General features: G+C 37.9%; 17 protein-coding genes and 2 rRNA genes. 10 read left to right on the plus strand and 9 right to left on the minus strand.

Annotated features, from left to right (window positions below; genetic code table 11):
• Together rrf (ABD009_RS00005) and rrf (ABD009_RS00010) are read left to right on the plus strand one after the other, a co-directional pair.
• Window positions 1-106, plus strand: a 5S ribosomal RNA gene (gene rrf, locus ABD009_RS00005); the annotation flags it as partial.
• Between the two features lie 82 nt (window positions 107-188).
• Window positions 189-303: ribosomal RNA gene (gene rrf / locus ABD009_RS00010) — 5S ribosomal RNA — on the plus strand.
• 149 nt (window positions 304-452) lie between these two features.
• On the opposite strand, the gene sbcB is transcribed toward rrf (ABD009_RS00010), so the two are convergent.
• Both sbcB and ABD009_RS00020 read right to left on the minus strand, forming a co-directional pair.
• Window positions 453-1,886, minus strand: coding sequence for an exodeoxyribonuclease I (gene sbcB, locus ABD009_RS00015; protein ID WP_343821762.1), 1,434 nt, complete (start codon window positions 1,884-1,886; stop codon window positions 453-455).
• A gap of 13 nt (window positions 1,887-1,899) precedes the next feature.
• Window positions 1,900-2,625 carry a LysE family translocator gene (locus ABD009_RS00020; protein WP_343821765.1) on the minus strand — a complete coding sequence of 242 codons (726 nt, stop codon included), beginning with the start codon at window positions 2,623-2,625 and terminating at the stop codon, window positions 1,900-1,902.
• 86 nt (window positions 2,626-2,711) lie between these two features.
• On the opposite strand from ABD009_RS00020, the gene ABD009_RS00025 reads away from it, so the two are divergent.
• Window positions 2,712-3,143, plus strand: coding sequence for a CBS domain-containing protein (locus tag ABD009_RS00025; RefSeq protein WP_155693590.1), 432 nt, complete (start codon window positions 2,712-2,714; stop codon window positions 3,141-3,143).
• 162 nt (window positions 3,144-3,305) lie between these two features.
• Window positions 3,306-7,337, plus strand: a complete 4,032-nt coding sequence (gene hrpA, locus ABD009_RS00030) for an ATP-dependent RNA helicase HrpA (RefSeq protein ID WP_343821771.1) — start codon at window positions 3,306-3,308, stop codon at window positions 7,335-7,337.
• A gap of 87 nt (window positions 7,338-7,424) precedes the next feature.
• Here the strand turns inward: hrpA and ABD009_RS00035 are convergent, their stop codons facing one another.
• Window positions 7,425-8,180, minus strand: a complete 756-nt coding sequence (locus ABD009_RS00035; protein WP_155693588.1) for a TIGR04219 family outer membrane beta-barrel protein — start codon at window positions 8,178-8,180, stop codon at window positions 7,425-7,427.
• 188 nt (window positions 8,181-8,368) lie between these two features.
• Between ABD009_RS00035 and ABD009_RS00040 the strand changes: the two genes are divergently transcribed.
• Window positions 8,369-8,746, plus strand: coding sequence for a response regulator (locus ABD009_RS00040; RefSeq protein WP_155693586.1), 378 nt, complete (start codon window positions 8,369-8,371; stop codon window positions 8,744-8,746).
• Between the two features lie 8 nt (window positions 8,747-8,754).
• Window positions 8,755-9,054, plus strand: coding sequence for a PilZ domain-containing protein (locus ABD009_RS00045; protein WP_343821776.1), 300 nt, complete (start codon window positions 8,755-8,757; stop codon window positions 9,052-9,054).
• A 48-nt stretch (window positions 9,055-9,102) separates the two neighbouring features.
• On the opposite strand, the gene cspD is transcribed toward ABD009_RS00045, so the two are convergent.
• Window positions 9,103-9,312, minus strand: a complete 210-nt coding sequence (gene cspD, locus ABD009_RS00050; protein ID WP_155693582.1) for a cold shock domain-containing protein CspD — start codon at window positions 9,310-9,312, stop codon at window positions 9,103-9,105.
• Between the two features lie 189 nt (window positions 9,313-9,501).
• Here cspD and clpS point away from each other — a divergent pair, with 189 nt between their 5' ends.
• Window positions 9,502-9,822, plus strand: a complete 321-nt coding sequence (gene clpS / locus ABD009_RS00055; RefSeq protein ID WP_343821781.1) for an ATP-dependent Clp protease adapter ClpS — start codon at window positions 9,502-9,504, stop codon at window positions 9,820-9,822.
• 26 nt (window positions 9,823-9,848) lie between these two features.
• On the plus strand, window positions 9,849-12,119 hold the full coding sequence (gene clpA, locus ABD009_RS00060) for an ATP-dependent Clp protease ATP-binding subunit ClpA (protein ID WP_343821784.1): 2,271 nt from the start codon (window positions 9,849-9,851) through the stop codon (window positions 12,117-12,119).
• Window positions 12,120-12,189: 70 nt separating this feature from the next.
• Here clpA and infA read toward each other — a convergent pair whose 3' ends face one another.
• From infA to trxB, 4 genes are all read right to left on the minus strand, one after another.
• Window positions 12,190-12,408: a translation initiation factor IF-1 gene (gene infA / locus ABD009_RS00065; RefSeq protein ID WP_105053115.1), complete on the minus strand. Its 219-nt coding sequence runs from the start codon at window positions 12,406-12,408 to the stop codon at window positions 12,190-12,192.
• 95 nt (window positions 12,409-12,503) lie between these two features.
• Window positions 12,504-13,205, minus strand: a complete 702-nt coding sequence (locus ABD009_RS00070; protein ID WP_343821791.1) for an arginyltransferase — start codon at window positions 13,203-13,205, stop codon at window positions 12,504-12,506.
• A gap of 2 nt (window positions 13,206-13,207) precedes the next feature.
• Window positions 13,208-13,945 (minus strand): leucyl/phenylalanyl-tRNA--protein transferase, encoded by a 738-nt coding sequence (gene aat / locus ABD009_RS00075; protein WP_343821794.1) that lies wholly within the window; start codon window positions 13,943-13,945, stop codon window positions 13,208-13,210.
• A 45-nt stretch (window positions 13,946-13,990) separates the two neighbouring features.
• A complete protein-coding gene (gene trxB, locus ABD009_RS00080; RefSeq protein WP_343821795.1) occupies window positions 13,991-14,941 on the minus strand; it encodes a thioredoxin-disulfide reductase in 951 nt (316 codons plus the stop codon).
• Between the two features lie 168 nt (window positions 14,942-15,109).
• On the opposite strand from trxB, the gene ABD009_RS00085 reads away from it, so the two are divergent.
• Window positions 15,110-15,916: a hypothetical protein gene (locus ABD009_RS00085; RefSeq protein ID WP_343821797.1), complete on the plus strand. Its 807-nt coding sequence runs from the start codon at window positions 15,110-15,112 to the stop codon at window positions 15,914-15,916.
• Between the two features lie 143 nt (window positions 15,917-16,059).
• Here ABD009_RS00085 and ald read toward each other — a convergent pair whose 3' ends face one another.
• Window positions 16,060-17,190, minus strand: a complete 1,131-nt coding sequence (gene ald, locus ABD009_RS00090; RefSeq protein ID WP_343821799.1) for an alanine dehydrogenase — start codon at window positions 17,188-17,190, stop codon at window positions 16,060-16,062.
• Between the two features lie 142 nt (window positions 17,191-17,332).
• On the opposite strand from ald, the gene lrp reads away from it, so the two are divergent.
• Entirely contained in the window at window positions 17,333-17,794 is a 462-nt protein-coding gene (lrp, locus tag ABD009_RS00095) for a leucine-responsive transcriptional regulator Lrp (RefSeq protein ID WP_343821802.1), read from the plus strand.
• Window positions 17,795-17,799 lie beyond the last annotated feature (5 nt).

Genomic DNA, 17,799 nt, shown 5'->3' on the forward strand with positions numbered 1-17,799 from the left:
AATAGCGCTGTGGACCCACCTGATTCCATTTCGAACTCAGAAGTGAAACGCAGCTGCGGCGATGGTAGTGTAGCATTTGCTATGCGAGAGTAGCTCACCGCCAGGCTCCCATACTAACCCCTTGCACATGGTGCGAGGGGTTTTATTTTGCTCTAATTTAGGCTTCAGCCCGAGCAAACAAGTTTATACTTGATGGCAATAGCGTTGTGGACCCACCTGATTCCATTTCGAACTCAGAAGTGAAACGCAACTGCGGCGATGGTAGTGTAGCATTTGCTATGCGAGAGTAGCTCACCGTCAAGTTCCCATAAAAAAAGCCCGCACTTGTGCGGGCTTTTTGCTTTTCAGGTCCTTTATATTTCCATCATCTCTATAGTTACTTTTAGTATTAAGAGCATTTTAATTATTAATAAACACACCTTAGAAAAGGTGTGTTTATTCGTAATATGCAACTATATTGACTGCACATATAAATATAACTCTTTCAAAATGGCCATGTTCTTTTCATTACCATCTTGTTTCATTGCACAAGACTCCAAAGCCAATTGAAATTCATCCATAGTAAGGTTTGGTTTATCTACGCCATGCATAAGTTTGTCAGTTCGGTATTGTTGCCACCAAGCTGAATCGGCTTGGGACAACATAGACGTAAAGTAACGAGCTTTATACAAACGCCACAATTGATTTAATTTTTGATCTTCAAAATTAACATTTAGTTTCCACTGTTCTGAAATAGAATGTTGATGGATCGTTTTTTTCTGGTGTTGGTCTGCTGTAGAGGTAAAACCTTCATATAAACGATATTCAGGGTTAGTCTCTGGTTCATATTCTTTTTCAAAGGTAAAAACATCATTTAGCGCAATTAACAGCTCAGGGTTAGCTTTTAATGTAGCTAGGTTTTTTAAACACGCTTCTCTATCTATCCCTAGCCTTTCAGCATTTTCAGGAAGAAGTGTTTTTGCAGGAGCTAAAACAGGGCACTTATTTAATTGAACCGTTTTTAAACCAATACGTTCTTCGCCATTAAGATCAACGGTTTTAGTGTACATTTTAGTTGCTAACTCTTCTGAGCCTAAACCAATTAACGGAGATGGGTCTTTGGTTAAATCATAAACAATGATCGAATTCTTATTTTTAGGATGAAAACCTATTGGTGCTATCCACGAAGTACAGCCTTGCCAAGCTGAAAACATACCAGATGTGTGTACTAATGGAGTTAAGCTATATACATCTATAAGTTCATTAAGCTTATTTTTATCTCTGTGCTCAAATAAAAAGTTATAAAGTTTCGGCTGTTTGTTCTTTATTAATTTCGCTAGCTCTATAGTTGCTATCACGTCAGAGAGAGCATCATGTGCAGAGCCATGTTCAATATTGTTTGCTTTAGTTAGAAGCTCAAGGCGAAAACTAGGTTTTCCCTCTGCATCTACAGGCCAATTAATTCCCTCTGGTCGTAATGCATAACATGCTCTGACCATATCAAGAATGTCCCAACGCGAATTATTATTTTGCCAACCGTAGGCGTATGGGTCATAGAAGTTTCGGTAAAGGCCATACCTGATCATCTCATCGTCAAAACGTATATTGTTATAACCAATACAAGTGGTATTTGGCTTTGCGATTTCGTTGTGAATCAGTTTAAAAAATTCAGGTTCAATTAAACCTTTTTGAAGTGTTTGCTGTGGAGTGATACCTGTAATTAAAGCAGCCTCTGGATGAGGTAAGTAATCATTCGGGATTTGGCAATACTCAACAAGTGGCTCGCCAATAATATTCAAGTCTAAGTCGGTGCGAATACCAGCAAATTGACTCGGTTTGTCTTTTTTAGGGCTTGTGCCCCAAGACTCAAAATCATACCAGTAAATAGTGGGTTCTATAGTAGACATATTAATCCGTAAACTAACGCCAAATTACGCTATTGGCAGCAATTAAAATAAAGATCAAAGCCTGGGTTCGTAATAACCAAACTTTAATTGTAGGGCTTGCAGTTAAACGACGCTTAGCTTGAATCGCTATCGAGACTACAAATAAATACCAAAATAAATCTATAAAAAATACTGTACTCAATAAAATAGATGCCAATGCAATAGTCATATTTTCGCTTGGTATGAATTGAGAAAAAAGAGCTAGAAAGAAAAATGCGAGCTTCGGGTTTAAGAAACCAATTAGAAAGGCTTCCGCTATAGCGCTCTTATAAGAGCCAGCCTGGTTATTTGTCGTATTCATTTCAGCATTAGACGTATGTTCGAATACTTCTGGCCTATCTATATTTAGCTTCTGGGCCGAAATAAGTATATTGACCGCTATGTACAATAAATAAAGTGCGCCTAAAATAATCAGAGTATTTGCTACAACCGGAAAAGCAACAAATAATTTAGACAGGCCTAAAATAGTACCTAGCGCGTATAAAAAAATAGCGAAGGCATGAGCAACGCTAGCCAATCTTCCTGCTACTGCATTTGTTTTGTATGTATGGCCTAAAATTACCGCTAAACTTGGTCCTGGTGTCGCTGCTCCTAAAAAACAGACTAATGCTAAGGACAACCACTCATATAAATTCATACTGACTCCTTTAAAATGGGATTTTCCCACAGAAACCAGCGCATATATAGTAAATACAGGCAAAAAATCTTCTAAAAGTATCAGAAAAACAACGCAAAATTCGAAAAAAGTTCTAGCATTATAAGTGTAATGCAATTTGAGGATCACAAATGGAATCAGTCAAAGTTAAAGACCATATGAATCACCGACCTGTTTGGTTTAAAGGTACTGAAACGGTAGTTGAAGCCGTTGAAAAACTACTTCAGTCAAAAAGTTCTGGAGGTGCTGTAGTAAATGAAAATAAACAAGTGGTTGGATTTCTATCTGAGCAAGACTGTCTCAAAGCCATGTTGTCTTCTACTTATCATAGTGGCGAAGCTTCTAAATGTGTTGCAGAAGTGATGTCAACAGAAACACAGCTAGTTAAGCCTTATGATAGTATCTTGGCTGTAGCGGAAGACATGCTTATAAACAAACCAAGGGTTTATCCAGTGGTGGATGACGATGGTCATCTTGTCGGAAGTTTAACCCGTACGTTAATTCTCAGCGCTTTAGATAAACATTTACATTCTATTTATGAAAAAGGTTCTCACTTTGTTTAGTGAGTCTACAAATAATGAAATAGAGAGACGTAAACAAATCAGTAGACGCTCTGTCTATCCCACTGAAAGCCTAAATTAGTTGGTACTGAATATGCTTTTTGGATTTGATTATCAATGTTAGAATTGAATTAATTTCCAGTAGTTAGATATTTTAGGCTTTTTGTGCAATCAAATCATTCACCAATTCTAAATGGCGTATTGCGCCAAGATTTCTTCAAATTAAAGTCTCGGCTACGTTCGTTAACAAAAGTTACAGACGAAAATAAAAAGAAGAATATTCAAGAGTCTATAACAGCAGCAATAGCAAAATCTCAGCAACTGCGCGATAAAAAAGAATCAAATATTCCAGCAATAAACTACCCTGAACAATTGCCCGTTAGTCAGAAAAAAGATGACATCAAAGAGGCAATTCTAAATAACCAAGTCGTTATTATTGCGGGTGAAACCGGGTCAGGTAAAACGACACAAATTCCCAAAATGTGTCTAGAACTAGGCCGGGGAATAGAAGGCAAGATTGGCCATACACAACCAAGACGATTAGCGGCTAGAAGTGTTGCTAATCGACTTTCTGATGAACTTGAAAGTGAACTAGGACAAGCGGTAGGTTACAAAGTTAGGTTTAATGACCAAGTGTCTGAGCACAGTTATATTAAGCTGATGACCGACGGCGTACTATTAGCCGAATTACAGCATGACAGGTATCTAAACCAATACGACACCTTAATTATTGATGAAGCTCATGAACGTAGTTTAAATATCGATTTTATTTTAGGTTTATTAAAAGAACTTTTACCAAAGCGTCCAGATTTAAAAGTTATAATTACATCAGCAACCATCGATCCTGAAAGATTTAGTAAGCATTTCTTTGACGCACCTATTATTTCGGTAAGCGGTAGAACCTTTCCAGTAGAAGTTAGATACCGGCCTTCAGAAGACGTAAGCATAGCGAGTGAATTAGCCGAAAAGTATCAAGATAGTGAACAAATCAACGCAATATTTGCAGCTGTTGAAGAGCTTGATAACGAAGCTCCAGGCGACATTCTATTGTTTATGAATGGTGAGCGAGAGATAAGAGATACTGCAGATGCACTCGTTAAGCGCAACTTTAGACAAACTGAAGTTTTACCCTTATTTGCAAGGCTTTCCGCAGCTGAACAAAATCGTATATTTGCACCACATTCCAAAAGAAGGATTGTTTTAGCGACTAACGTTGCAGAAACTTCTTTAACAGTTCCTGGCATTAAGTATGTTATTGATACTGGTACCGCTAGAATATCTAGGTACAGCTATAAAACAAAAGTACAGCGTTTACCTATAGAGGCTATTTCACAAGCCAGTGCCAATCAGCGTAAAGGACGATGTGGGCGAACAGAGCCTGGTATTTGTATCAGGCTATATAGCGAAGAAGACTTTGAATCTAGGCCGGAATTTACAGCACCTGAAATACTCAGAACTAATCTCGCGTCTGTAATTCTACAAATGTTGTCTTTGGATTTAGGCGATATTGAGTCTTTTCCATTTATACAGCAGCCTGATAGTCGGTTTATCTCCGATGGTATGCGACTATTAGAAGAGCTTGGTGCAGTTAAAAAAGGGATTGGTCAGTCAAAGTCACCTAGAAGTAAAAAACGTAAACCAATGACCATTCAGTTAACTCGTCTAGGTCAACAACTGAGCCGAGTACCTCTAGATCCTAGGCTTGCGGCTATGGTATTAAACGCTCAAAGTACTAACGCATTGCATGAAGTTGTTATTATAGCCACCGGCTTGAGTATACAAGATCCTAGAGAGCGTCCGTCTGAATTTAAACAAAAATCTGATGAAAGCCATGCTCGCTTCAAAGACAAAGAGTCGGATTTTGTGTCATTTTTGAATTTATGGGATTACCTCATTGCCTTGCAGGATTTAGATTCTAAATCTCAATTTAGAAAAAGGTGTAAACAAGAGTTTATAAGCTACCTAAGAGTAAGAGAGTGGCAGGATCTTGTATTTCAAATTGAGTCCACCTTGTCAGATTTAGGTATAAAGCTACCAACAAAAATGTCTAAATCTAATACTCAAGAACTAGAAGAAGAATTCATAGATAATCCTACTATGGAGAGAAATTATCGTGCCATTCACGTTCCAATTCTCACAGGGCTGTTAGGTCACATAGGCCAAAAACTAATTCGAGAAGAGAAAAAGCCTACCGATAAGAAGCCAAAAGCGCTTGGTTATCAAGGCGCAAGAAATACTAACTTTCATGTCTTTCCTGGCTCAAATTTATTTAAAAACACGCCTAAATGGATCATGGCCGCTGAACTCGTAGAGACATCTAAGCTCTATGCTCGCTATGCCGCCAAGATTGAACCTGACTGGATATCACCTTTAGCTCAACATTTGGTCTCAAGGACTCATGCAGAGCCATACTGGGATAAGAAGCAAGGCTGTGTCATGGCTTATGAAACACAAACCTTATTCGGTTTAACCATTGTAGCTAGGAAGCGTGTTAATTTTAGCAAAATTGATGCTGAACAAAGTCAGCATTTATTTATTCAGCAAGCGCTCGTTTATGGGGACCTTGGTAAACAACTACCATTTTTGACTAAGAATTTAGCGTTAATTGAAAGTATTAAAGAAATTGAAAACAAAACACGTCGCCGTGATGTGCTTCAAGACGAGCCTGAACTCGTTGAGTTTTATAAACAGCGTTTACCAGTCGCAGTTAACAACAGAGCTGAATTAGAAAAATGGCTTAAAATTAATAATACTGAATTACTAGAAGCAAAATTCAGTGACTTTTCTGTGACAGAAGACGGTAGCAAACTAGTTAAAAAATTCCCCGACTTTTGGCGTCAAGATGCATTAACTCTTCCAATTGAGTATGACTTTGAACCTGGTCAAGAATATGCAGATGGCGTTTCAGTTAGAATACCTCTAGCGTTACTTAATCAAGTACAAGTAAAAGGTTTTGATTGGGGGATTGTGCCCTATAGACATGAGTTGTTGGTCTCTTTGATCAAGTCGTTACCAAAAACATTGAGAAGGAATTTTGTTCCAGCACCTAATTTTGCCGATGCGATTTTACAAAGATTTGAAGAAAAAGCGGTGGATACCAATGAGCCGCTAATAGATGCAGTATCGCTTGGCTTGTTTCGAATGACAGGCGTAAAAATCGATAAAGATGCGTGGCAGTTAAACTCGATAGCGCCTCACTTAAAAATAAACTTTAGAGTAGTAGGGGAGTCCGGCCAAGTATTAGCTCAAGGCTTTGATTTATTAGAGTTGCAAAGTCAACTGCAAGGCAAAATAAAAGAAAGCCTGAAAAAAGCGGTGGATGACGATATTGAGCAAAAAAATGTAGAAGATTGGACCTTTGGTGAATTACCGATTAATTACGTTAAAAAACAAGCTGGATTTGAAGTGAAAGCATATCCGGCATTAGTAGTTCAAGACAATAAAATAAATGTTGAATTACTTGATAATGCAGAAAAAGCAGAGCACGAGCACTTAAAAGGGGTGGTTGCACTACTAATTAAAACACTACCTTCGCCGATTAAACATTTACAGAAAAAACTGCCTAACAAATCTAAGTTAGTTTTATATTTTAATCCTTTTGGCCAAATAGAAGCATTGATAAAAGACTGTGTTAAAACGGCTATTGAACAACAAGTTAAAAGCAAGCCGCCTAGAAACGAAGCTGAGTTCTTTCATTTACAAGAATCAATTGGCGTACAACTAAATGATTTGGTGTTTGATATAACTCAGAAAGTGGAAAAAGTTTTATTTATTGGACACCAAATTGCGAAAAAGCTGAAAGGGAAAGTATCACTAGATATGATTCAAGCTAATGCTTACATCAAAGCGCATTTGGAATCGTTGATATACAAAGACTTTGTAAGTGAAGTTGGTTATGAAAAATTAGATGACTTACTTCGATATGTAAAAGCCCTAGAAATAAGGCATGAAAAGCTAAAGTCGGATGCAGGAAAAGATAGACAAATTCAGATTGAATTAGACAAGGTTTATGAGAGTTATGATGGGCTGCTTAAACGGTTACCAAAAGGTTTCCCAATTCCAGTAGATGTAGAAGAAATATACTGGATGATAGAAGAGCTTAGAGTTTCTCTATTTGCACAGCAGTTGGGAACAAAATACCCAATATCGGCTAAAAGAGTTAAACAAGCTATAAATGAAGTGTTAAAAGCACTGTAGGTTTATAAGCCATATTTAGCACTGGTCAGTCATCGTGATAAAAAAAAAGGAAGCTTATGCTTCCTTTTTTTTATCGTGTTCTTTGTTTTAGAAGTGCAAAGACACACCAACAAATGCACCAGACATATCAATGTCGGCCATTAAATCATCTTCATCACCGTCAAAGTCCGTAGGATCTATATCAAGTTGAAATGAGCGGTAACCCGCTTCTAAATTAACATCTAAAAGTGGAATCATTGGTAAGGTGTAACGTAAAACAATTTGATAGTCAGTGTGGTTTGTATCACCGTAACCAACATAATTTGCTTCACCCATTAAGGCTAAACCGGTAAATGGTAATTCTGCACCTACTCTTGCAAACAACATTGGTACTGGAGCATCAAGTTCCGCGATTGCATCACCAATTTGCACAAAACCGTCAAATTTACGTACGTTAAGACCAAAATCCACGGTAGCAATTGGTAAAGGTAGGCCCCAGTATAGTGTGTAATCAGTATGAGTTAAGTCAGCTGCAGTATCTTGGCGGCCATTACCTGTAGTATCACCACCAAAGTTGTAGTTGTTGTCTAGCTGAGCAAAGCCCGTAGTATCTAGTGAAGTCTGTTTAATTTGAATATTCGGAATTAATGGAATTGGATGCTCAAACGCAGCCCATATTACATTATTCGTATTGTCATCAAAATTTAGGTCATCTTGTAGGTCTAAGCTGCTAGGGTTTGCAGACACAACACCTTCATATGTTGTATTCCAAGCATAAGCACCAGCCCATACATCTACAAGTGGAGCAGCTGAAACATTAGCTGAAGCCAATGCAAGTCCTAAAGCTGTAATTATTTTTTTCATTTTCCATTCCTAGGTTCAGACGATTGTCATGTCTCTATTTTCAATGGTTAGATAGTATAAAGTCAATTGTTAGATTAATTAATATTAACTAATACTAGATTTTTTTTTGATACTTGGTATTTTGGACATTGAGTTTATATAACACTGGTCTGCTAGTCAGATTGAACTTTTGTTATTTTGGGTGCTGAATGCATAAAATAAATGTTTTGCTGGTTGACGATGAATATTTCAATTTTGAAATGTTAGACATTACTTTGGGTGATTCATTTAATATATCTTACGCAAAATCAGGTCAATCCGCATTATCAAAAGTAGTATCTGACAAACCAGATGTATTGTTGCTTGATGTTTGTATGCCTGGTTTAGATGGTTATGACACGTGTCGATTGATAAAGAACACGCCAGAGACATCCAAAATACCAATTATAATGCTGTCTGGTTTAGAGAATACGGAAGATAAATCAGAGGCGTTTAAAAGTGGCTGTGATGATTATGTTACCAAGCCATTTGAGATAGAAGAGTTAAAAGAAAAGCTAATAACGTTTGCAAATCTAAATAAAGGATAGGAGGCTGCATGATTCGATATGATGATAATCGTAATTTTTTCCGAATGATGGTTAATACGAGTATAGAAGTAGAAATCACAGATGCAGATGCAGGAAGAAAGGTTGACGCGGTTTGTAGAGACTTAAGTGCAACTGGTATGGCTATTGAAACTGACGAGCATATTGAACCTGGGACAAACATTGTTTGTCGGGTTGACGGTACAAGCAATAACTTGCCTGCGCTTCACGCAAAAGCAACCGTGGTAAGATGTAATCAAGAGGATTCTGGCGCCTTTATGATAGGCGTAGAAATCAACGAACAACTTTGAATAAATGAAGTCCCGAAAAGCTAGACTTTTAGGGACTTTACAAATTCATTACTTTTCATCAAGTTTTATGTTGGTTGCATGCAGACCCTTAGGTCCTTCACTCAAATCAAACTCGACCTCTTGGCCTGCTTTCAGAGTTTTATAACCGTCCATAGTTATTGTTGAAAAGTGCGCAAAGATATCTTCTTCTTTGCCATCTTCACGAATAAATCCAAAACCTTTAGCGTTGTTGAACCATTTGACTTTGCCGACTGCCATACTTCTACTTCCTTATTTAGAATTAAACCAGTGATTAATCATTCCGTGAACAACTGGCTCACGTTTAATCAATGACTGTAGATAAATTAGTCAATTAAACTGATTTTTACAAGTACGAATTGTTAAATGTTATAAAAGTTTTTATATATACTAAATAAATAAGCAAATTTAATGGAGCAAAAGGGGCGTATGCCAAAATTAAGTAACAATGATCACAATTCTGATTTTGTAAAGGAAGCATCTAAGTCTAAACTTAAAAGACCACCAATGTACAAGGTGATCTTGAATAATGATGATTACACCCCCATGGACTTTGTAGTGGAAGTTTTACTGAAGTTTTTTGCGATGGATCTAGAAAAAGCCAATCATATAATGTTTCGTGTCCACAAAGAGGGTAAGGCTGTTGTTGGTACATATTCGTCAGAAATTGCTGAAACAAAAGTTGCACAAGTGAACCAGTATTCCAGAGCGAGTCAGCATCCGTTGTTATGTACAATGGAGCAAGAATAATCGTTAACATAAATAAGTAGGTGAATATGTTAAATAAAGCATTAGAAGTAACATTGAACGAAGCGTTCAGGTACGCCAAAATAAATCGCCACGAGTTTATGACAGTTGAGCACCTGCTAATGGCGCTGCTTGATAATCAAGATGCCAAAGTCGCATTAGAAGCCTGTTCAGCGGATCTAGATAAAATTCGATTAGAACTTACAGAATTTATAGCACAAACCACGCCGTATTTAGCCGAAGATGTTGATGCAGAAGAGCAAGATACGCAACCTACGTTGGGCTTCCAACGTGTATTACAACGGGCCGTATTCCACGTACAATCTTCAGGTCAGCAGGAAGTGTCAGGTGCAAATGTACTTGTCGCTATCTTTAGTGAACAAGAATCTCATGCTGTATATGTATTAAAAAGTTTTGATATCAGTCGACTAGATATTGTGAACTACATATCTCATGGCGTTGATAACGAAGGTAGTGAAGAGGACTCTGAGAGTGCCGAAGGAAACGAAGAGTCCAGTGCAGATAGTGAGAGCAGCTTAGATAGCTTATGCACAAACCTAAATGAGACGGCAAAAGCAGGCGGCATAGACCCTCTAATTGGCAGAGAGCAAGAGCTTGAGCGTTGTGTTCAAATATTATGTCGACGCAAAAAGAACAACCCACTTTTAATTGGTGAGGCAGGCGTTGGTAAAACTGCAATTGCTGAGGGTTTAGCTTATCAAATAGTTAATGGTCAAGTACCAGACGTAATAGCAGATGCCACCGTTTATTCATTAGACATGGGCGCATTGTTAGCAGGTACAAAGTACCGTGGCGATTTTGAAAAGCGTTTGAAAGGGCTCTTAAAGCAGCTACAAGCAAAAGAGCACGCAATACTATTCATTGATGAGATACATACAATAATCGGCGCCGGTGCAGCCTCTGGCGGCGTAATGGATGCATCTAACTTATTAAAACCATTATTGTCAGCTGGCAAATTACGCTGCATGGGTTCCACCACATATGGCGAATACCGAAATATATTTGAGAAAGATAAAGCTTTAGTAAGGCGTTTCCAGAAAATAGACGTGTTAGAGCCTAGTATTGAAGATACCACTAAGATTTTAATAGGCTTAAAAGATAAATACGAAAAGCATCATGGTGTTAAATACACAAATGCGGCACTTCGTTCGGCGGCTGAGCTATCAGCAAGGTATATTAATGAACGTCATCTACCTGACAAGGCGATTGACGTAATAGATGAAGCTGGTGCAAATCAGAAGGTACTGCCTAAGTCTAAACGTAAAAAACAAATCAACGTTTCAGTCATTGAGCAAATCATTGCCAAAATTGCACGTATTCCTGAAAAGTCTGTATCGCAATCAGATAAAGATGTTCTGAAAAATGTAGACAGGGACCTTAAACTAGCCGTATTTGGTCAGGACAAGGCGGTTGACTCACTTACATCAGCTATTAGGCTTGCAAGAGCTGGGCTTGGTAATGAAAATAAACCAGTAGGTAGTTTCTTATTCGCTGGCCCAACGGGTGTAGGTAAAACAGAGGTTACAAAACAGCTAAGTAAAGTATTGGGTATTGAGTTAGTTCGTTTTGACATGTCTGAATACATGGAGCCGCATGCCGTGAGCCGATTAATAGGCGCGCCTCCTGGTTATGTTGGTTTTGATCAAGGCGGCTTATTAACGGATGCTGTTTTAAAACATCCTCATTGTGTTGTTTTACTAGATGAAATTGAAAAAGCTCATTCAGATGTCTTTAATGTACTACTGCAAGTTATGGATCATGGTACGTTGACGGATAACAATGGTCGTAAAGCTGATTTCCGAAACGTTATTTTGGTTATGACGACTAACGCAGGTGTCCAAGAGACCACGAGAAAGTCTATCGGTTTTGCGCAGCAAGATAATAGTACTGATGCCATGGTTGAGATTAATAGAGTATTCTCACCTGAATTTAGAAACAGGCTTGATGACATAGTTTGGTTTAACCATTTAGATAAAAAAGTCATCGAAAGAGTGGTTGATAAGTTTATTGTTGAGTTGCAATCACAGTTAGATGCAAAACAAGTGGAGTTAAATGTAACAGATGAAGCTCGTCATTGGTTTGCTGAAAATGGCTATGACAAGGATATGGGCGCAAGACCTATGTCTCGTTTGATACAAGATAAGCTTAGAAAGCCGTTAGCGAATGAAGTTTTATTTGGTGATTTAGCTGAAGGCGGGAAAGTCGCTATAAGCGTAAAAGACAAAGAACTTTCTTTTGAATTTACAAGCAAAGCGAAATTAGTAAAAGAGCCGAGTTAAAAACGACTAGGCATAAAAAAACCGAGCAATGCTCGGTTTTTTAATATCCAACTCTAAATAAACTTAATTATTAACGAGCTCGGAATGTAATACGACCTTTTGATAAGTCATATGGTGTCATTTCAACAGTAACTTTGTCACCTGTTAAAATTCTAATGTAGTGCTTACGCATCTTTCCGGAAATGTGTGCTGTCACAACGTGACCATTTTCTAATTCAACACGGAACATAGTATTAGGCAGGGTATCTAAGATAGTACCTTGCATTTCAATAACGTCTTCTTTCGCCATTAAGCGTATAACCTCTGGGATTTCGTTAAGCGTATAAAAATAAGCGCAGATTTTGCCCAAAAAGCTCCATAAAGTAAAGGTAATATCACAATTAATTATAAGCTTTTTACTTCAACCCAATTTGTGTCGTGTAACACTTGGAAAGGTTTGAAGTTTGTTTTGTAGTTCATCTTAGCGCAAGCTTGAATATAATAGCCTAAGTAAAGCCATTGTTTATGTAACACTGATGCATAATCAATTTGTTTTAATACAATCAATGTTCCAAGAGAGTACTTGTCGTAGTCTGGGTCAAAAAAAGTATAAACCGCAGATAGCGCATCATTCGTCTCATCACCTATGCCTACCGCAATGATTTTGTCTCCATCATAAACTTCAACAAAATAAGGGGTTAGCCAATCACAATTAGTAAAACTATCTAATTGAGACGGTTCAGCGGGGTACATTGTACCATCTTCGTGCCTTTTATTAATGTATTTTTCAAAAAGTGGGTAATAGTTTTCAGATACCACATGGGAAATCCTTACATCAAAGTTTTTACACTTGTTTATTAACCGCTTTTGACTTTTTGAAGGTTGAAAAGAGTGTGTTGCTACTCTAATAGATTTACATTCGTTACAGTCATCGCAATGTGGTTTATAAGCCATACTTTCAGACCTGCGAAAGCCATTGGATTGTAAAATGCTATAAATCTCTGGGGATAATGGCAACTCGTCGGCATAAAAAAGCAATCTTTCTTGATGGTCAGGGAGATAGCTACAAGGAAATGTTTTTGAGAGAGCGAACTTTAATGAAGGCATTATTAATCTTTAAAATTTAAAAACGAGGCATTAGATGCCTGTTCTTCTAATAAGTTTGGAGACAGATTTTGCGCGCTAGCTGTGTTAAGCCTATCGATAAACCAACGTCTGGACACTGTTTTGGCTCCCATACTCATTAAATATGGATTAGCTATTTGACAATCTATAATCGCGTGCTTAATTGGAGCTAACATTTCCGCTAATCTAAGCAGTGCCACTTTAGAAGCATTTGGTTCTCTAGAAAACATAGACTCGCCACAGAAACAACTACCGATTAAAACACCGTATAAGCCACCAACTAAAACCTTTTTGTTATCTTTGTTTTGCCAAATTTCAATAGAATGTGCAACACCCGCTTTGTGCAATTCGGAATATGCGCGGATCATTTCTGGGAAAATCCAGGTGCCATCATCAGCCCTCGGCGCAGAACACTGCCGAATAACCTCTTCAAAAGATTGGTTCATGGTGATTTGATAGTCACAGCGCTTTAAGAACTTTTTTAACGACTTATTCACTCTTATTTGCGTAGGTTCAATTACTGCTCGAGGATCAGGAGACCACCACAATAGAGGCTCGCCCTCACTATACCAAGGAAAAATACCACTTTTATATGCGCTATGAAGCCGGTCAACTGATAAATCTCCACCTACTGCTAAAAGGCCGCCTGGCTCATCAAGAGCTTGTTGTACCGGCGGAAACCAGTTTTTGTCATCGGTTAAATAAGAAAGTGATTTAGTCATATATTAACAATAGTAAAAAGGGAGCAATATGCTCCCTAAATTTACTTACTTAGCGTCTAAGTATCGTTCAGCGTCCAATGCTGCCATACAGCCTGTACCTGCTGATGTTATTGCTTGGCGGTAAATATGGTCGCACACATCACCAGCAGCAAATACACCTTCAACACTGGTTTGTGTTGCGTTGCCGTCTAAGCCACTGTTGATTTTGATATAGCCATTATTCATGTTTAATTTGCCTTCAAACATGCCTGTGTTTGGTTTATGGCCGATGGCAATGAATACACCCATTACATCTAAATCTTCTTTGTTATCAGATTTTGTATCTTGAAGACGAACACCTGTAACACCCATGTCATCACCTAATACTTCATCTAAAGTACGATCGGTATGAAGGATGATGTTTCCGCTTTCAACTTTATCCATTAAACGTTTAATTAAAATCTTTTCCGCTCTAAAGGTATCTCGTCTGTGGACTAAGTGAACTTCTGATGCAATATTTGATAAATATAGTGCTTCTTCAACCGCGGTATTACCTCCGCCTACAACCGCTACTTTTTGATTTCTGTAAAAGAAACCATCGCAAGTAGCGCATGCAGAAACACCTTTACCCATAAATGCCTGTTCTGAATCAAGGCCTAAGTACTGAGCGGATGCGCCAGTACAAATAATTAATGCATCACAAGTATATGAGCTTGAGTCGCCTTTGAGCGTGTATGGTTTTTTAGAAAAATCAACTTCATTGATATGATCAAATAAAATTTCTGTTTCAAATTTTTCCGCGTGCTCTTTCATACGGTCCATTAATACAGGGCCCGTTAAGTCATTTGCATCGCCAGGCCAGTTTTCAACTTCAGTAGTCGTTGTTAATTGACCACCTTGTTGCAAGCCGGTAATTAAAACCGGTTTCAAATTTGCTCGTGCAGCATAAACCGCTGCCGTGTATCCAGCTGGCCCAGAACCTAAAATAATCAAATTGTGATGTTGTACAGCGCTCATGAAGTAACTCCGAAAAATAATATATAAACGTAATGGGGCAAATTTTATATGACATCAAGGTTAAATGTGAATTTAAATATAAAAAATAATAAAAACCTGCAAGTGTTGGTTTAAATTTGAGCAATTATGCATTAATCTCAATCAACGATTTAAATTTTGGTTATATGGATGTTAAAAAAAACTGCCCTTGTTAGTCTCTTAATATTCAGTTGCTTGTCCACCGCACAGGTAAGTGAAGCTTTATATTCATCTTCAAAAAATAACGCGGATGCTAACAACGAGTTAGAGCTTGTTGTTGGTGTTGAAGATGTTGCCTATTTCCCTTTGTTCGATTTTTTTACTGGCTCACCAACCTTTACCACTGAGCTTCTAGATGAGTTTGCATCACAAAACAACTATAAATTTATATATTACCCTATGCCTGTTAAACGCTTTGGCATGTGGTTATTTGAAAAAGACATCGATTTAAAATTCCCAGATAATTCCAGATGGAATGAATCAGAAGAGATCAATAAGTTAGCTAAAGATAAATTAACATATAGTGATACCGTACTTAATTTAGTGGCGGGCACAATAACGGTAGACCCAAGTGTTGATGATACCCAAGATATTAAAGTTCTAGGAACGTTATTGGGCTTTTTTCCGACATTGTGGATTGAGCATATTAGCAATAATTCAGTTAAGCTCTACGAAACCTCTTCTACGTTAATGTTGCTTCAGCAATTGGTTAGGGGACAACTTGATGCTGTGAACCTTGAGCCAAATGTAGTTAACCATTATTTAAGAAAGTTAAATAAACCTAGAGTAACCATTAATAAAAACTTCAAATATGAAATTTATTCCTATCACTTATCTACTCGACAACACCCAAGAGTGATTGCACAGTTCAATGAGTTTTTAAAAAATAATAAAAGCTTTGTTGAAGGTCTTAAGAAAAAATACCAAATCCTCGACCCTGAAGAGTATATTCGTTAACAGCTTAGTTATATTAAATGGTTAGTTACATTAAATGGGTAGATAACCTTTCCGATAGCGGCAGTAAGCGTCAATCGAACCCAAAGACAATAAAAAGCCAGCATAAGCTGGCTTCTCAAATGAATAACTAATTAAACGATACGTTACATTGCAAGCGCCGCTGTCGCGTCCATGTACTCTAAGTTTAGTTCTTCGCCCAATGCATCAACAACGGCTTTATAAGTCACTTTGCCTTTATGAACGTTCAAACCTGCTAGTAGATTTTTATCATCCAACATCGCTTTGGCCGGACCTTTGTTAGCCAATGCTAAACCAAATGGTAAAGTAGCATTGTTTAGGGCAATCGTAGATGTACGTGCTACACCACCAGGCATGTTTGCAACACAATAGTGAACAACATCGTCAATCACATAAGTTGGATCTTGGTGTGTAGTGGCTTTTGAAGTTTCAAAACAGCCGCCTTGGTCAATCGCAACGTCAACCAAAACAGATCCTGGTTTCATGTTTTTAATATGCTCTTTTGTAATTAACTTAGGTGCTGCTGCACCTGGAATTAATACAGCGCCAACAACTAAGTCAGCTTTTGCTGTGTAATCGTCCAAAGCATCAACAGTAGAATATACTGTTTTAACCGTACCACGGAAAATATCGTCTAATTGACGAAGGCGAGGTAATGAACGATCAAGAATAGTTACGTCAGCACCCATACCAACAGCCATTTTAGCTGCGTTTGTACCAACAACTCCACCACCAACAACAACTACTTTTGCTGGAGCTACACCAGGTACACCACCTAATAATGTGCCGCTACCGCCTTGTGCTTTTTCTAAATGATGCGCACCAGCTTGAATAGACATACGTCCAGCAACTTCACTCATAGGAGCTAGTAAAGGTAAACCGCCTGCATTATCAGTAACTGTTTCGTAGGCAATACAGGTAGCGCCAGATGCTACTAATAGTTCAGTTTGCGTTGGATCCGGAGCAAGGTGAAGGTAAGTATAAAGAGTTTGACCTTCACGAAGCATTTTACACTCGTTTGGTTGTGGCTCTTTTACTTTTACAATCATGTCAGCAGTCGCAAAAATCTCTTCTGCTGTATTAATGATTTCAGCACCGGCGTTAATATAGTCTTCGTTATAAAAACCAATTGACGCGCCTGCGTTTGTTTCAATAATTACTTTATGTCCATGGGCAACAAACTCTTTTGCAGCCGCTGGAGTCAAACCTACACGGTACTCGTGATTTTTAATCTCTTTAGGAACACCAACAATCATCTTATTTACCTTTTCTATTAGTAGATAGTTTGTCTATCAAATTTTGGCGACATTATATGGATGTAATATCAAAATTAATGACTGTTATTTCACTAAATACAGGATATTATTCTGATACATATTGTGCTGCCGAGATATTTAAATGCTGGATAGAATAGATAAGAAGATATTAGTCGAACTTCAAAAAAATGGTCGAATATCCAATATAGATTTGAGCAAAAAGATTGGACTTAGCCCAACCCCTTGTTTAGAAAGAGTAAGAAGATTAGAAAAGAAGGGCGTCATTGAAGGTTATCAAGCGGTTGTTAATGCTGAGGCTGTTGGTGCCAACATGCTTGTGTTTGTGGAAATTACTTTAGAAAAAACCGCACAAGACGTGTTTAGCGACTTTTCTAAAGCGGTAGAAACCTTCGACGAAATTTTAGAATGTCATTTAGTGTCAGGCAGTTTTGATTACCTGTTAAAGACCAGAGTTAAAAATATGTCTTCGTATCGTAAATTACTCGGCGATACGTTATTAAAATTACCAAGCGTGAGTGCGTCTAGAACCTATGTGGTAATGGAAGAAGTAAAGGCAAACAAGCCAATGCCTATATATATTTAACAATG

Origin of the sequence: Psychrosphaera haliotis (genome assembly GCF_039523615.1) — a bacterium.
GTDB classification, from domain to species: domain Bacteria; phylum Pseudomonadota; class Gammaproteobacteria; order Enterobacterales; family Alteromonadaceae; genus Psychrosphaera; species Psychrosphaera haliotis.

Coding starts and splice junctions, on each gene's coding strand:
- ABD009_RS00025 (WP_155693590.1), top strand. CDS start 2,712: ATGGAATCAGTCAAAGTTAAAGACCATATGAATCACCGACCTGTTTGG.
- ald (WP_343821799.1), bottom strand. CDS start 17,190: ATGATTGTTGGTGTTCCTAAAGAGATTAAAAATCACGAGTACCGTGTA.
- aat (WP_343821794.1), bottom strand. CDS start 13,945: ATGACTAAATCACTTTCTTATTTAACCGATGACAAAAACTGGTTTCCG.
- ABD009_RS00085 (WP_343821797.1), top strand. CDS start 15,110: ATGTTAAAAAAAACTGCCCTTGTTAGTCTCTTAATATTCAGTTGCTTG.
- trxB (WP_343821795.1), bottom strand. CDS start 14,941: ATGAGCGCTGTACAACATCACAATTTGATTATTTTAGGTTCTGGGCCA.
- ABD009_RS00070 (WP_343821791.1), bottom strand. CDS start 13,205: ATGCCTTCATTAAAGTTCGCTCTCTCAAAAACATTTCCTTGTAGCTAT.
- infA (WP_105053115.1), bottom strand. CDS start 12,408: ATGGCGAAAGAAGACGTTATTGAAATGCAAGGTACTATCTTAGATACC.
- lrp (WP_343821802.1), top strand. CDS start 17,333: ATGCTGGATAGAATAGATAAGAAGATATTAGTCGAACTTCAAAAAAAT.
- ABD009_RS00035 (WP_155693588.1), bottom strand. CDS start 8,180: ATGAAAAAAATAATTACAGCTTTAGGACTTGCATTGGCTTCAGCTAAT.
- ABD009_RS00045 (WP_343821776.1), top strand. CDS start 8,755: ATGATTCGATATGATGATAATCGTAATTTTTTCCGAATGATGGTTAAT.
- clpS (WP_343821781.1), top strand. CDS start 9,502: ATGCCAAAATTAAGTAACAATGATCACAATTCTGATTTTGTAAAGGAA.
- clpA (WP_343821784.1), top strand. CDS start 9,849: ATGTTAAATAAAGCATTAGAAGTAACATTGAACGAAGCGTTCAGGTAC.
- sbcB (WP_343821762.1), bottom strand. CDS start 1,886: ATGTCTACTATAGAACCCACTATTTACTGGTATGATTTTGAGTCTTGG.
- ABD009_RS00040 (WP_155693586.1), top strand. CDS start 8,369: ATGCATAAAATAAATGTTTTGCTGGTTGACGATGAATATTTCAATTTT.
- cspD (WP_155693582.1), bottom strand. CDS start 9,312: ATGGCAGTCGGCAAAGTCAAATGGTTCAACAACGCTAAAGGTTTTGGA.